Source organism: Actinosynnema sp. NPDC050436 (assembly GCF_040655415.1).
Classification (GTDB): domain Bacteria; phylum Actinomycetota; class Actinomycetes; order Mycobacteriales; family Pseudonocardiaceae; genus Actinosynnema.
Map to the genome: position 1 here is coordinate 738,108 of NZ_JBFAJV010000003.1, position 14,299 is coordinate 752,406.

Sequence of the window (14,299 nt, forward strand, 5' to 3'; positions counted from 1 at the left end):
CGACCTCAGCGGTGGGCCCGGTTCAGGGCCGAGACGACCGCGCGCAGCGACGCGGACACCGTGGAGCTGTCGATGCCCACGCCCCACAGCACGCGGTCGCCCACCGCGCACTCCAGGTACGCGGCGGCGCGGGCGTCGTCGCCCGCCGACATGGCGTGCTCCGAGTAGTCCAGCACCCGCACGTCGTAGCCGACGGTGGCCAGCGCGTCCACGAACGCGGCGATCGGGCCGTTGCCGGTGCCGGTGACCTCCTGGGTCTCCCCGTCCACGACCAGCACGGCCTTGATCTTCTCGTGGCCGCTGCCGTCGCCGGTCACCTTCTGCCGCACCAGCTTCAGCGGCACGGACCCGTCCAGGTACTCGGTGGAGAACGAGTCCCACATGTCCTTCGGCGAGATCTCGCCGCCGTGCGTGTCGGTGACCTCCTGGATCACCCGGGAGAACTCGACCTGGAGCCGGCGCGGCAGGTCCAGGTGGTGCTCGGTCTTCATCAGGTACGCCACGCCGCCCTTGCCGGACTGCGAGTTGACCCGGATGACGGCCTCGTAGCTGCGGCCCACGTCCTTCGGGTCGATCGGCAGGTACGGGACCTCCCACGGGTACTCGTCCACGTGCTGCCCGGCGGACTTGGCGGCGTCCTCCAGGGCTTCCAGGCCCTTCTTGATCGCGTCCTGGTGCGAGCCGGAGAACGCGGTGAACACCAGGTCGCCGCCGTACGGGTGGCGCTCGGCGACGGGCAGCTGGTTGCAGTACTCGACCGTGCGGCGGATCTCGTCGATGTCGGAGAAGTCGATCTGCGGGTCGACGCCCTGGCCGAACATGTTCATCGCCAGCGTGACCAGGCAGACGTTGCCGGTCCGCTCGCCGTTGCCGAACAGGCAGCCCTCGATCCGGTCCGCGCCCGCCAGGTAGCCCAGCTCGGCGGCGGCCACGCCGGTGCCCCGGTCGTTGTGCGGGTGCAGGGACAGGATGATCGAGTCGCGGCGGGCCAGGTTGCGCGACATCCACTCGATCGAGTCGGCGTAGACGTTCGGCGTGGCCATCTCGACGGTCGCCGGCAGGTTGATGATCAGCGGCCGGTCCGGCGTGGGCTGCACGACCTCGGAGACGGCGTCGCACACCTCCAGCGCGTACGACAGCTCGGTGCCGGTGTAGGACTCGGGCGAGTACTCGTAGCGGAACTCGGTCTCCGGGTACTTCTTCGCCTCTTCCAGCGCGAAGCGGGCCGCGTCGGTGGCGATCTTCTTGATGCCCTCGCGGTCGGACTTGAACACGACCCGGCGTTGCAGGACCGACGTCGAGTTGTAGAAGTGGACGATCGCCTTGCCCGCGCCGCGCAGCGCCTCGAAGGTGCGCGCGATCAGCTCGGCGCGGCACTGGGTCAGCACCTGGATAGTCACGTCCGGCGGGATCGCGCCGTCCTCGATGATCTCCCGGACGAAGTCGAAGTCGGTCTGCGAGGCGGCCGGGAAGCCGACCTCGATCTCCTTGTAGCCCATGCGCACCAGCAGGTCGAACATCTTGCGCTTGCGGGCGGGGGACATGGGGTCGATCAGCGCCTGGTTGCCGTCGCGCAGGTCGACCGCGCACCACAGGGGTGCCTGCTCGATGCGCTTGGCCGGCCAGGTGCGGTCGGGTACGTCGACCACCTCGACCAGCTCGTGGAAGGGCCGGTAGCGGTGGACCGGCATCGAGGTGCCGCGCTGCGGGTTCCACGCGGGCTGGTCCGCCGGGGCGGGTCGCGCTGGGGGCCGGATGCGGCTGACGCCGGAGGTGTACGCGTCGGGTGAGGTCGTCATGGCTGAGGGGCTCCTGCCGGGCCTGGGGGGAGGACGACCGGCGGCAACGCTCGAACCCGCGACGGGGGGCCGGTCTGGTCAGACCCCGTCACGGCGGCGAAGCAGGAGGGCACGTGCCACGTCGCACAGGTTAACCAGAATCCGCGCGAACGTGGAACCGGCCGCCCAGATGGTGGAACTTCACCCGTCCGAGTTTCACTCGATCGTGGCTGGGGCACTTCTCTGACATGTCCAGATGGCGAACCTCAACGCGCAGCGGCGGCTTCACCGCTGCCCGGGTGATCAGCGGTGTTGGCGCTGTGTTCGCGCTCATCGAGGTGCTCTACATCCTCATGATCCTCTTCGGGGCGAACCAGGCCAACGCGTTCTTCCGCTTCATCCAGCAGCTCGCAGAGCCGCTGGCCCTGTTCTTCCCCGGTCTGTTCCAGCTCGGCAACGCCAACCTCGACGTCATCGTCAACTACGGTCTGGCAGCCGTGTTCTGGCTGGTCGTCACCGGCCTCCTGGCCCGTGTCGTAGCCCGGTAGCCGCAACCCCGCTCCCACCACGACCGGGACCCGCAGCCGACGGTGCGCTCCGCACCCGCGCGGGTCCCGGTCGTCGTGGGAACGCCGTCCTCACGCATCCGCCCCAGGGGTCCACGGCGTGCCCCACGTGCTGGTGAACACCGTCTCGGACAGCGGTTTGCGCTCACGCGGTCGCTTCTCCCGCGCCTGCAATTCCTCCGGCAGGATGCCCACGTCGCCGAGTTTTCCGATGGCCACCACGACTACCGGCACGACATCTTCCGGCAGGGCAAACGCCCGAGCCGCCGCCTCGTGGTCGAAACCGCCCATCTGGTGGGTCACCAGGCCCAAATCCACGGCCTGCAACGCCAGGTTCTGCACCGCCAGCCCCAGCCCGTACTCGCTGTTCGGCACCGGGCCGCGCTCGTCGGCCGTCGCCCGCGCGCCGAGCAGCAGCACCGACGCCCGCCCGGCCCACAGCTGGTTGCCGGGCCGCAGCACGTCGAAGATCCGGCGGAAGGTGTCGTCCCCCCGCTGCCCCACGACGAACCGCGCGGGCTGGGTGTTGCCGTGCGAGGGAGCCCAGCGGGCGGCCTCCAGCAGCAGGGTCAGGTCGGCCGGGCGCAGGGTCGCCTCCGCGTCGAAGGCCCGGGGGCTCCAGCGGTCGGCGATGATCGGGTTGAGTTCCATCAGATCGCATACTGCCAAGCCGTGACGGCGTACGCACCGAACCAGGCGCTGAACGCCACCGCGCCCACCAGCACGGCCACCGCCGTGGACGGCCGCCGCCGGACCAGCGCCAGCGCCACCGGGACGAGCAGCGTGAACGCGGGCACCAGCAGCCGCGCCTTGGAGTTCATCAGCCCGTTCGACCCCAGGTCCATCGCCAGCACCCCCACCGCGTACACCACCAGCGGCCACTCCAGCCCGCGCCGCACGCACAGCGCCACCAGCGCGACCGCCGCCACCAGGAACCACACCGTGGCCAGTTCCAGCACCGAGCGCGGGTCGCCCAGCACCACCAGCGCGAACTTCCAGGTGGCCGCGCCGCCGTCGAACCGGGAGTCCCAGCCCTCCCGCTGGACGGCGAACCAGCCGTCCCACTGCCCGGTGCGCAGCGCCACGTACCCGAGGTAGCCGAGCAGCCCCAGCGGCGCGACGACACCGCCGACCCACGCCCGGAGATCACCCCGCCGGGTGACCACCGCGACGACCGCCGCCGCGCACACCGCGACGACCAGCGCCGCCGCCGTCGGCCGCACGAGCCCGGCCGCCGCGCAGCACGCGCCCGCGAGCACCCACCGCCGTTCCACCACGCCGACCAGCGACCACGCCGCGAGCGCGCAGAACGTGGCCTCCGAGTACGCCATCGTCAGCACGACCGCCATCGGCGACGCCGCGAACAGCACCACCAGCACCAGCCCGGCCCGGTACGAGCCGCCGGACACCCGGCTGCCCAGCCGGTGCAGCCCGTAGGCGCAGAACAGCCCGCTCACCAGCGAGACCGCGAGCGCCGCGCCGACCACCGGCACGCCGGGCAGCCCGTCCACCCAGCGGACCAGCGCCGGGTAGCCGGGGAAGAACGCGAGCGGCGTCTCGTCGGTGCGCCGCGAGAACGCGTCGACCAGCCCCGGGTCCACGTGCGCGTAGCCGCCCTCGGCGATGCCCAGGAACCACTGCCCGTCCCACGAGGTGAGAACCCCGGCGACGTCCTTGTTCCAGCGCTCGGTCATCAGCCGCAGCGCCAGCAGGCCCGCCTCGCGCACCGCCAGGAACAGCACGGCGGGCGCGAGCGCCAAGGTCACCCGGTGTCTGGCCGCGCGCGCCAGCCGCTCGCGCACCGGCAGCGGTGCGCCCTCCGGCTCGACGTGGACGACCTCCAGGGTGGGCACGACGACGAGGGTAGTGCCCGTCACGGTCCCCGCTGTCCACCACGCGGGACGGGTAGTCTGCCCGTCGAGCTGGGGTTTCCCCGCTCAGGCTGCGGCTCGGAGGGAGAGGATCTGTGGCGCTCGTCGTCCAGAAGTACGGCGGTTCCTCGGTCGGGGACGCCGAGCGGATCAAACGCGTGGCCGAGCGCATCGTGGCGACCCGCAAAGCGGGCAACGACGTCGTGGTGGCGGTGTCCGCGATGGGCGACACGACCGACGAGCTGCTCGACCTCGCCCGCCAGGTGTCCCCGGTGCCGCCCGCCCGCGAGATGGACATGCTGCTCACCGCCGGTGAGCGCATCTCCATGTCGCTGCTGGCGATGGCGATCCACTCGCTGGGCGCGCAGGCGCGCTCGTACACCGGCTCGCAGGCCGGCGTGCTGACCACGTCCGTGCACGGCAAGGCGCGCATCATCGACGTGACGCCCAGCCGCATCCAGGACGCGCTCGCCGACGGCGCCATCGCGATCGTCGCGGGCTTCCAGGGCGTCAGCCAGGACAGCAAGGAGATCACCACGCTCGGCCGGGGCGGCACCGACACCACCGCGGTGGCGTTGGCGGCGGCCCTGCACGCCGACGTGTGCGAGATCTACACCGATGTGGACGGCGTGTTCACCGCCGACCCGCGCATCGTGCCCAACGCCCGCCGGCTGGAGACCATCACCTACGAGGAGATGCTCGAGATGGCCGCGTGCGGGGCCAAGGTGCTCATGCTCCGCTGCGTCGAGTACGCCCGCCGCTACGGCGTCCCGGTGCACGTCCGATCTTCGTTCAGCAACAAGCCCGGGACCATCGTGTCCGGGTCAGTGGAGGACCTTCCCGTGGAACAGGCGATGATCACCGGCGTCGCGCACGACCGGTCCGAGGCCAAGGTGACCGTGACGGCGGTCCCCGACCTGCCCGGCGTCGCGGCCCGGATCTTCCGGGTCGTGGCCGAGGCGGAGCTCGACATCGACATGGTCGTGCAGAACGTCTCCCAGGCCGTGTCCGGCCGCACCGACGTGACCTTCACGCTGTCGAAGGACGACGGCCCGCGCGCGGTGGCGGCGCTGGAGAAGGTGCGCGGGGAGATCGGCTTCGAGGCCGTCCTCTACGACGACCACGTCGGCAAGGTGTCGCTGATCGGCGCGGGGATGCGCTCGCACCCCGGCGTCACGGCGACCTTCTGCGAGGCCCTGGCGACTGCCGGGGTCAACATCGAGATCATCTCGACCTCGGAGATCCGGATCTCGGTCATCTGCCGCGACACGCAGCTGGACGACGCCGTCCGCGCGCTGCACGACGCGTTCGAGCTGGGCGGGGACGAAGAGGCCGTGGTGTACGCGGGGAGTGGACGATGAGCCCGACGCTGGCCCTGGTGGGCGCGACCGGTGCCGTGGGCACCGTCATGATCGACATCATCAACGGCCGGCCGTCGGTGCCGTGGGGCGAGATCAGGCTGATCGCCTCGCCCCGGTCGGCGGGCAAGAAGATCACCGTGCGCGGCGAGGAGCTGACCGTCGTCGCGCTGTCGCCGGAGGCGTTCGACGGCGTCGACGTCGCCATGTTCGACGTGCCCGACGAGGTGTCCGCGCAGTGGGCCCCGGTCGCGGCCGAGCGCGGCGCGGTGGCGGTGGACAACTCCGGCGCGTTCCGGATGGACCCGGACGTGCCGCTGGTGGTGCCCGAGGTGAACGCGGACGCGATCTCCGCGCGCCCCAAGGGGATCATCGCCAACCCGAACTGCACGACGCTGTCCATGATGGCCGCGCTCGGCGCGCTGCACCGCGAGTTCGGGCTGCGCGAGCTGGTCGTGGCGTCGTACCAGGCGGCGTCCGGCGGCGGCCAGTCCGCGATCGACCGGCTCTACGGCGAGCTGGAGGCGTTGGCGGGCAAGGAGGTCGGCGTCCGGGCCGGTGACGTGCGGGAGGTGCTGGAGGCGGCGGGCCTGCCGGTCTCGGACTCCCCGTTCCCCGCGCCGCTGGCGCTGAACGTGGTGCCGTGGGCCGGGTCGCTCAAGGACGAGGGCTGGACCAGCGAGGAGCTGAAGGTCCGCAACGAGTCCCGCAAGATCCTCGGCATCCCGGACCTGAAGGTCTCGGCGACGTGCGTCCGGGTGCCGGTCGTGACCACGCACTCGCTGGCCGTGCACGCGACGTTCGCCCGGGAGGTGACCGTCGAGCAGGCGCACAAGATCCTCGCCGCGCAGCCGACGATCGTCCTGGTCGACGACCCGGCGGCGAAGGAGTTCCCGACGCCGGTCGACGTCGTCGGCGAGGACCCGACCTACGTCGGCCGGGTGCGCCAAGCGCTGGACTTCCCGAACACGCTGGACTTCTTCGTGTGCGGTGACAACCTGCGCAAGGGCGCGGCCCTCAACACCTACGAGATCGCCGAAGAGCTGGTCGGCCGCCTCTAGGACGCGCACCCACCGACCCCGCCGGACCTTCGGGATCCGGCGGGGTCGCTGCGTCCGGGGGTGCGCGCGTTCGACTGCATCGCCCGTTCGTGGCGGTGGGCCGGTAGGTTCGCCACATGGCGGAGGCAGTGCTGGCGATCGACCTCGGCACGACGGCCACCAAGGTCATCGCGGTCGACCGGGACGCGGTGGTGGTCGGGTCGGCCGAGCACGGCTACCCGATGCGCACCACGCCCTCGGGCGAGGCGACGCACGACCCGGAGGAGGTCTTCCGGGCCGCGCTGCGGGCGTTGACCGAGGTCGCCGCGCAGGGGCACGACGTGCGCGCCCTGGTGCTGACCGGCGCGATGCACACCGTGCTGGGCCTCGACGCCGGGGGCGTGCCGGTCACCCCGTCGTTGAGCTGGGCGGACAACCGGGCGGTGGCCGAGGCGTCGGGCCTGCGCGGCACGCCCGAGGGGCTCATGCTGCACCGCGCGACCGGGACCCCCGTGCACACCATGTCCCCGCTGGTGAAGCTGGCCTGGTTCAGCGCGCGCGGGATCACCGCGCACTCGTGGTGCGGGTTGAAGGACTACGTCGCGCTGCGCCTGACCGGGCGACTGGTCACCGAGCACTCGTCGGCGTCGGGCAGCGGGCTGATGGACCTGCGGGCGCTGGCCTGGCACCCCGGCGCGCTGGAGTTCGCCGGCGTGCGGGCGGAGTCGCTGCCCGAACTCCTGCCGCCGACCGCCACCTTCCCGCTCACCCTCGACGTGCCCGGCGTCCTGCGGGGCGTGCCGGTGGTGCTGGGCGGCGGTGACGGGCCGATGGCGAACCTCGGCGTCGGTGCCGTGGCACCCGGTGTGGCGGCGGTGTCGCTGGGGACCAGCGGCGCGCTGCGGGTGGTGCGCGACCAGCCCGCCGTGGACCAGCGGGGGCGGGTGTTCTGCTACGCCGTCGCCGACGGCCTGTGGGTGCTGGGCGGCGCGGTCAGCAACGGCGGCGTCGTGGCGCAGTGGGCCGCCGAGGCGTTCGGCGTCGACGTCCCGACGCTGCTGCGCGAGGCCGAGGACGTGCCGCCGGGCGCGTCGGGTGTCGTGGCGCTGCCGTACCTGCTGGGCGAACGGGCCCCGTGGTGGGACCCGGACGCGCGGTCGGCGCTGATCGGGGTGCGCCGGGAGCACGGGCGCGCGGAGATCACCCGGGCGCTGGTGGAGGGCGTGGCGCAGCAGGTGGCGCTGGTGCTGGACGCGGTGCGCTCGGTGGCGGACGTGCACGCCGTGCGGGTGACCGGCGGCGCGTTCCGCAGCGCGCTGTGGGCGTCGGTGCTGGCGTCCGCGCTGGGCCTGGACCTGGAGCTGGCGGAGGACAGCGAGGGCTCCGGCGTCGGCGCGGCCCTGCTGGCGTGGCACGCGCTGGGCGAGCTGCCGGACCTCCGCGCGGCGGCGACCCTGATCAAGCCGACCGCCGTGATCCACCCGGACGCCGCCGCGCAGCGCTACTACGCCGAGCACCGGCCGATCGTGGAACAGCTCCACGAGGCCCTGCACAGCCTGGATCGGCTCCCGTAGGGCTGTCGTGCGGGCGGTGGCTCCCCGCAGGCGGTCAGCGGGGCAGGGGCGCGCGGGAGTCGCGGCTCCTGGTCGTCAGCACCATCGACCCGGCGGCGATCGCCACCGCGCCCAGACCCGCCACGAAGAACCCCCACCCGGGTGACGAGTGGTCGATCACGAACCCGGTGAACGGGGCTCCCAGCGCCGCGCCCAGCGTGAACGCCGACCCCTGGAGGCCCATCGCCTCGCCGCGCGCCGAGCCCGGCGTCATCCGGGTGATCGCCTCGCCCGTGCCGGCGATGGTCGGCGCGCACAGGAAGTTCGTCGGGACCAGCGCCAGCGCCAGCAGCCACGGCGACCCGCCGAACAGGCCGATCGGCACCGCGAGGACACCCATCACGCCCATCATCACCCAGATCGGCGGCACCCGGTCCAGCCCGCCGTAGACGAACCCGCCGACCAGCGACGCCACGCACATGACCGCGATCAGCGCGCCCGTCCAGTCGGTCAGGTCCATGCCGCGCATACTGGCGACCACCGCGACCTCGACCCCGGACAGCACGAAGGTCGCACCGCCCGCGCTGATCAGCACGCCGACCAGCCGTCCGGTCAGCCACTCGGCGCGCGGCACGGGCACGCCGTGGTCGACGTCGTCCCGCACGGGCGGGTTCACCGCGTAGAGGACCAGCCCGAACACCACCATCGACGCGCCGACCGCCCACATCGCCACCCGGCTGTGCCAGTGCGTGGTGAGGAAGACGCCCAGCGCCGGGCCCGCCATGAACGCCACCTCGACGGCCATGGAGTCCATCGCCAGCGCGGTGCGCCTGCCCTCCTCGGCGACCAGCGCGGTGGTGATCTGCCGGCCGATCTGCATGACCGGCATCACCGCGATGCCGGACACGAAGCACGTGACGAGCAGCACCTCGAACGGCAGGAACGGCGCGACGAACCAGAACACCGCCTCGGACAGCATCGACAGCGCGAGCATCGCGCGCAGCCCGCGCCGGTCGGTGAGCCGGCCCATCAGCGGTGCGCCGACCGCGATGCCGATCGTGGCCATGGCGCCGACCAGGCCCGCCGCGCCGTAGCCGCGCTCCAGGCTGAGCAGCACGTGCATGGTGATCGTCATGCCCGCCGCCGTCGCCGGCACCCGGGCGACGAGCATCAGCAGCATCAGGGACGGCAGCCGAGGCGTGCGCAGGACGGCGAGGTAGGGGGCGAGGTTCACCAGCTCATCTTCACTCCTGCGGGCAAGAGGTTTAACCACTCGTTTTCTTGACTGATTCCAGAAAGCATGGTGGAGTGGTGGAGCCATGACCCCAGGACCACGCGAACTGCTCAAGGACGCCGGGCTGCGCATCACCGCGCCCCGGCTCGCGGTCCTCGGCTGGCTCGCCGACCACCCGCACGCCACTGCCGATCAGGTGGCGGACGGGGTGCGCGCCAGGCTGGGGACCGTCTCGACGCAGGCCGTCTACGACGTGCTCAACGCGTGCGCGCGCACCGGCCTGCTGCGCCGGATCGAGCCCGCCGGTCACCCGGCCCGCTACGAGACGCGGATCGGTGACAACCACCACCACCTCGTGTGCAGGAGCTGCGGCCGGACCGAGGACGTCGACTGCGTCCACGGCGCGGCCCCCTGCCTGGAGCCCTCGCACGCGAGCGGCTTCGCCGTGGACGAGGCGGAGGTCCTGTTCTGGGGTCTGTGTCCGGACTGCCGTCCGGCCACCTGACTGCCGCACCCACAGAAGGAGCTTCAGCGTGACCGAAGCGCGTCACACGACGAACAACGCCGGCATCCCGGTGGCCAGCGACGACCACTCGCTGACCCTGGGGGCGAACGGCCCGATCCTGCTCCAGGACCACTACCTGATCGAGAAGAACGCCCAGTTCAACCGCGAGCGCGTGCCCGAGCGGGTCGTGCACGCGAAGGGCGGCGGCGCCTTCGGCCACTTCGAGACCACCGAGGACGTCAGCCGCTTCACCAAGGCCGCGCTGTTCCAGCCGGGCGCGAAGACCGAGACCCTGCTGCGCTTCTCGACCGTGGCCGGTGAGCTGGGATCGCCCGACACGTGGCGCGACCCGCGCGGCTTCGCGCTGAAGTTCTACACCTCCGAGGGCAACTACGACCTCGTCGGCAACAACACGCCGGTGTTCTTCCTGCGCGACCCGATCAAGTTCCCGGACTTCATCCGCTCCCAGAAGCGCCGCGCCGACACCGGCCGGCGCGACCACGACATGCAGTGGGACTTCTGGACGTTGCAGCCCCAGACCGCGCACCAGGTGACGTGGCTGATGGGCGACCGGGGCATCCCGAAGACCTGGCGGCACCAGAACGGCTACGGCTCGCACACCTACCTGTGGGAGAACGCGGCCGGCGAGAAGTTCTGGGTGAAGTACCACTTCAAGACCGACCAGGGCATCGAGACCCTGACCTCGGAGGAGGCGGCCCGGATCGCCGGCGAGGACGCCGACGCGCACCGCGCCGACCTGTGGCACGCCATCGAGCGCGGCGAGTTCCCGTCGTGGACGCTCAAGGTCCAGGTCATGCCGTACGAGGACGCCAAGGACTACCGCTTCAACCCGTTCGACCTGACCAAGGTGTGGCCGCACGCGGACTACCCGCTGATCACCGTCGGCAAGCTGGTCCTCGACCGGAACCCGGCGGACTACTTCGCCGAGATCGAGCAGGCCGCGTTCGAGCCGACCAACCTGGTGCCCGGCATCGGCACGTCCCCGGACAAGATGCTGATCGGCCGCATCTTCTCCTACCCGGACGCCCACCGGTACCGGATCGGCGCGAACTACGCGCAGCTCCCGGTCAACCGCCCGAAGTCCCCGGTGAACTCGTACTCCCGGGACGGCGCGATGCGCTACACCAACACGTCCGACCCGGTGTACGCCCCGAACTCCTACGGCGGCCCGCACGCGAGCGCGGCGGCGGCCGGGGAGACCACCTCGGCGTACGGCGTGGAGGACCAGGTCGTGCGCTCGGCGTACCACCTGCACGCGGAGGACGACGACTTCGGCCAGGCCGGCACCCTGATCCGCGAGGTGATGGACGAGGCCCAGCGCGAGCGCCTGGTGCACACGGTGATCAGCCACGCCGGCAACGGCGTGTCCGCCCCGGTGCTGGAGCGCGTGTTCGCGTACTGGCGCAGCATCGACAAGGAGACCGGCGACAAGATCGCCGCCGCCTTCGGCAAGTAACGCCGTCCAAGCGCGTTCCGCCGGTGGGGAGGGGCTCCGGCCCCTCCCCACCGGTCACCGTCCCGCCTACTCGGTCGCCCTCACGCCGTCGCCGTCATGCCGTCTCGCTCACGTCCTGGCGGGCGTTGGCCAGGGCCAGGCCGGTGCGCAGCGCGCCGACCGCCTCGGCCACGGCCTCGCGGAACACCCCGCCCACGCCGAGGATGTTCGCGTACCCGTGGAACAGGCCCTCGTGCCGCCGCAGCACCACCGGCACGCCCTGCTCGGCCAGCTTCTCCGCGAACGCCTCGCCCTCGTCGCGCAGCGGGTCGAAGCCGGCCGTCGCCAGGTAGGTGGGCGGCAGGCCGCTCAGGTCCTCCGCCAGCAGCACCGACAGCCTCGGGTCGGCGTGCGCGTCGCGGGACGGCGCGTAGTGGTCCAGGAACCAGTCCATCTTCTGGTCGGTGAGGAAGAAGCCGTTGCCGAACAGCTCGCGCGACCGCCGTCGCCTGGTCGCGTCCACCGCCGGGTAGAACAGCAGCAGGAACACCGGTTTCACCGCTTCGGCGCCCAGCGCCGTCACGGCCGCGAGGTTGCCGCCCGCGCTGTCCCCGCCGACCGCGATCCGCCGGGGGTCGATGCGCAGTTCCGAAGCGTTCGCCACGGCCCACCCGAACGCGGTGGCCGCGTCGTCGGCCGCCGCCGGGAAGGGGTGCTCCGGGGCCAGCCGGTAGTCGGCGGACAGCACCCGCACGCCCGCCTCGACCGCCAGGTACCGGCACAGGTTGTCGTGGCTGTCCAGGTCGCCGGCCACCCAGCCGCCGCCGTGGTAGAAGACCAGCAGCGGCGACCCGCCCGCCAGGCCGCGCGGGGTGTAGAACCGGCCGCCGACGCCGTCCATCGACACGGGTCGGACGCTCACGCCCGACACCACCGGACCGGTCACCAGGGCGTTGCTCCGGGCCATCGCCGTGCGGTTGGCCGCCGGCGTGGTGGTCGCCCAGTCCTCGCCGCTGAGCTGCTGGAGCCGCAGCAGCAGGTGCGCGTCGGGGTGCAGTCGCTGGCCGTCCAACGTGATCGGCGGTCCGGTGATCAGCCTCCGCAGCGGCCGGGGCAGGCCGAACGCGAAGCGCAGGGCACCGGACAGGACGCCGGGGGGCAGCGACTCGGCGATCTTCGACATGAGACGCACGTTACTAGCGGGTAGGCAGCCCGGCCACAATTGGACCTCCAGCTAGGTGGAGGTGGCAGGATCGGGACCATGACGGTCACGGTGGTGGGGGTCGGCGGTTCGCTGCGCCCGAACTCGCAGTCCGAGCGCGCCCTGCGGATCGCGCTGTCCGGCGCGGCGGACGCGGGTGCCAAGGTCATCGAGGTCTGCGGGCCGGACCTGGTGCTGCCGTTCTACGACCCCGCCGTCGCCGACCGCCCGGACAACGCCCACCGCCTGGTCGAGGCGCTGCGCCGGGCCGACGGCGTCGTGCTCGTCTCGCCCGGCTACCACGGCACGGTGTCCGGCCTGGTCAAGAACGCCCTGGACTACGTCGAGGACCTGCGCGAGGACGACCGCCCCTACCTGGACGGCCGCGCGGTCGGCTGCGTGGCCGCCGCGCGCGGCTGGCAGGCGTCGGTGACCACGCTGACCGCGCTGCGCTCCATCGTGCACGCGCTGCGCGGCTGGCCCACCCCGCTCGGGTCCGCGATCAACTCCCGCGAGGTCGAGTTCGACCTCGAAGGGGGCTGTTCGGATCCCACGGTCGCGGCCACTTTGCGCACGATCGGGCGACAGGTGGCGGAGTTCGCCGTGTCACAGACCGGTTGACGGCTGTACTGGGCGGGTAAGTCTTCCTCGGCGTGAGCTGCCGCGCCTCGCGGCGCGGTCCGGTGCGAACCGGGTGGTGAGGGGGACAGGAACCCGGGCCACCAGCTCGAAGGGGAGCGTTCATGCAGGTGCTCTACACGGCGGAGGCCACGGCGGTCGGCGACGGCCGCGACGGCGAGGTCCGCTCCTCGGACGGCGTGCTGGACGAGCAGCTCGTCACCCCCGTGGAGCTGGGCGGCGCCGGTGGCGACCGGACGAACCCGGAGCAGCTGTTCGCGGCCGGGTACGCGGCGTGCTTCCACAGCGCGCTGGGCGTCGCCGCCCGCCGGTCCAAGGTGCCGCTGAGCGGGACCGAGGTCACCGCGAGGGTGGGCCTCGGCCGGGACGGCGACGGCGGCTTCCAGCTCGCCGTGGACCTGCGCGCGCACCTGCCCGGACTGGGGCAGCCGGAGGCCGACGACCTGGTCGCCCAGGCCCACCGGATCTGCCCGTACTCCAACGCCACGCGCGGCAACATCGAGGTGGCGCTGACCGCCACCGTCTGAAGATCGAGGTGGCCCACCCCGCCACCGTGTGAAGGAGGCGCTAGCACCATGGCCAAGTCCCCGACCAAGTCCCCGATCTCCAGCCCGCTGTCCGACGCCGACAAGAAGTCCGTCGGGACCGTGCTCCAGGCGACCCTGGTCGACCTGATCGACCTGTCCCTGGTGGCGAAGCAGGCGCACTGGAACGTGGTCGGCAAGAACTTCCGCAGCGTCCACCTCCAGCTCGACGAGCTGGTCACCACGGCGCGCACCTACACCGACGAGGTCGCCGAGCGGGCCTCCGCGCTGGGCATCTCGCCCAACGGCAAGGCGAAGACGGTGGCCGCGTCCTCGGGCGTGCCGGACTTCCCGGACGGCTGGCTCAAGGAGGACGACGTCGTGGCCGCCGTCGTCACCGCCCTGGCCAAGCTGATCGAGCGCCTGCGCGGCCGGATCGACGAGACCGACAAGTCCGACCTGGTGACCCAGGACCTGCTCATCGAGATCACCAAGCAGCTCGAGCAGGCCCACTGGATGTGGCAGGCCCAGCAGGCGTGACCGGCCCCCGGGGTCCGCGCCCACCGCGGACCCC

The 14,299-nt window shown here is 72.2% G+C and carries 14 protein-coding genes; 9 read left to right on the forward strand and 5 right to left on the reverse strand.

Features of this window, described 5'->3' with window-relative positions; translation table 11 throughout:
- Positions 1–5: 5 nt before the first annotated feature.
- Positions 6–1,799 carry a 2-isopropylmalate synthase gene (gene leuA, locus AB0I60_RS12010; protein WP_360728226.1) on the reverse strand — a complete coding sequence of 598 codons (1,794 nt, stop codon included), beginning with the start codon at positions 1,797–1,799 and terminating at the stop codon, positions 6–8.
- A 227-nt stretch (positions 1,800–2,026) separates the two neighbouring features.
- Between leuA and AB0I60_RS12015 the strand changes: the two genes are divergently transcribed.
- Complete coding sequence (locus tag AB0I60_RS12015; protein ID WP_015097698.1) at positions 2,027–2,326, forward strand: hypothetical protein; 300 nt, start codon at positions 2,027–2,029, stop codon at positions 2,324–2,326.
- Between the two features lie 90 nt (positions 2,327–2,416).
- Here the strand turns inward: AB0I60_RS12015 and AB0I60_RS12020 are convergent, their stop codons facing one another.
- Both AB0I60_RS12020 and AB0I60_RS12025 read right to left on the reverse strand, forming a co-directional pair.
- Positions 2,417–2,995 (reverse strand): nitroreductase family protein, encoded by a 579-nt coding sequence (locus AB0I60_RS12020; RefSeq protein ID WP_360728229.1) that lies wholly within the window; start codon positions 2,993–2,995, stop codon positions 2,417–2,419.
- A complete protein-coding gene (locus AB0I60_RS12025; RefSeq protein ID WP_360728231.1) occupies positions 2,995–4,197 on the reverse strand; it encodes a hypothetical protein in 1,203 nt (400 codons plus the stop codon). The genes AB0I60_RS12020 and AB0I60_RS12025 overlap by 1 nt, the downstream gene beginning before the upstream one ends.
- A 113-nt stretch (positions 4,198–4,310) precedes the next feature.
- Between AB0I60_RS12025 and AB0I60_RS12030 the strand changes: the two genes are divergently transcribed.
- The 3 genes from AB0I60_RS12030 to AB0I60_RS12040 all read left to right on the forward strand — a co-directional run bounded on the left by AB0I60_RS12030 (position 4,311) and on the right by AB0I60_RS12040 (position 8,187).
- A complete protein-coding gene (locus AB0I60_RS12030; RefSeq protein WP_360728234.1) occupies positions 4,311–5,576 on the forward strand; it encodes an aspartate kinase in 1,266 nt (421 codons plus the stop codon).
- Positions 5,573–6,634 (forward strand): aspartate-semialdehyde dehydrogenase, encoded by a 1,062-nt coding sequence (locus tag AB0I60_RS12035; protein WP_360728236.1) that lies wholly within the window; start codon positions 5,573–5,575, stop codon positions 6,632–6,634. The genes AB0I60_RS12030 and AB0I60_RS12035 overlap by 4 nt, the downstream gene beginning before the upstream one ends.
- Positions 6,635–6,750: 116 nt before the next feature.
- A complete protein-coding gene (locus AB0I60_RS12040; RefSeq protein WP_360728239.1) occupies positions 6,751–8,187 on the forward strand; it encodes a gluconokinase in 1,437 nt (478 codons plus the stop codon).
- Between the two features lie 34 nt (positions 8,188–8,221).
- Here the strand turns inward: AB0I60_RS12040 and AB0I60_RS12045 are convergent, their stop codons facing one another.
- Positions 8,222–9,400: an MFS transporter gene (locus AB0I60_RS12045; RefSeq protein WP_360728242.1), complete on the reverse strand. Its 1,179-nt coding sequence runs from the start codon at positions 9,398–9,400 to the stop codon at positions 8,222–8,224.
- 85 nt (positions 9,401–9,485) lie between these two features.
- On the opposite strand from AB0I60_RS12045, the gene AB0I60_RS12050 reads away from it, so the two are divergent.
- Positions 9,486–9,905 (forward strand): Fur family transcriptional regulator, encoded by a 420-nt coding sequence (locus AB0I60_RS12050; protein ID WP_360728245.1) that lies wholly within the window; start codon positions 9,486–9,488, stop codon positions 9,903–9,905.
- 28 nt (positions 9,906–9,933) lie between these two features.
- Positions 9,934–11,382, forward strand: coding sequence for a catalase (locus AB0I60_RS12055; protein ID WP_360728248.1), 1,449 nt, complete (start codon positions 9,934–9,936; stop codon positions 11,380–11,382).
- Between the two features lie 94 nt (positions 11,383–11,476).
- On the opposite strand, the gene AB0I60_RS12060 is transcribed toward AB0I60_RS12055, so the two are convergent.
- Positions 11,477–12,544, reverse strand: a complete 1,068-nt coding sequence (locus AB0I60_RS12060; protein ID WP_360728250.1) for an alpha/beta hydrolase — start codon at positions 12,542–12,544, stop codon at positions 11,477–11,479.
- Positions 12,545–12,622: 78 nt separating this feature from the next.
- Between AB0I60_RS12060 and AB0I60_RS12065 the strand changes: the two genes are divergently transcribed.
- The 3 genes from AB0I60_RS12065 (at position 12,623) to AB0I60_RS12075 (ending at position 14,265) form a co-directional block, all read left to right on the forward strand.
- Positions 12,623–13,183, forward strand: coding sequence for an NAD(P)H-dependent oxidoreductase (locus AB0I60_RS12065; protein WP_360728252.1), 561 nt, complete (start codon positions 12,623–12,625; stop codon positions 13,181–13,183).
- 122 nt (positions 13,184–13,305) lie between these two features.
- Positions 13,306–13,728, forward strand: a complete 423-nt coding sequence (locus tag AB0I60_RS12070) for an organic hydroperoxide resistance protein (RefSeq protein ID WP_360728255.1) — start codon at positions 13,306–13,308, stop codon at positions 13,726–13,728.
- Between the two features lie 48 nt (positions 13,729–13,776).
- Positions 13,777–14,265, forward strand: a complete 489-nt coding sequence (locus AB0I60_RS12075) for a DNA starvation/stationary phase protection protein (RefSeq protein ID WP_360728258.1) — start codon at positions 13,777–13,779, stop codon at positions 14,263–14,265.
- Positions 14,266–14,299: the final 34 nt, after the last annotated feature.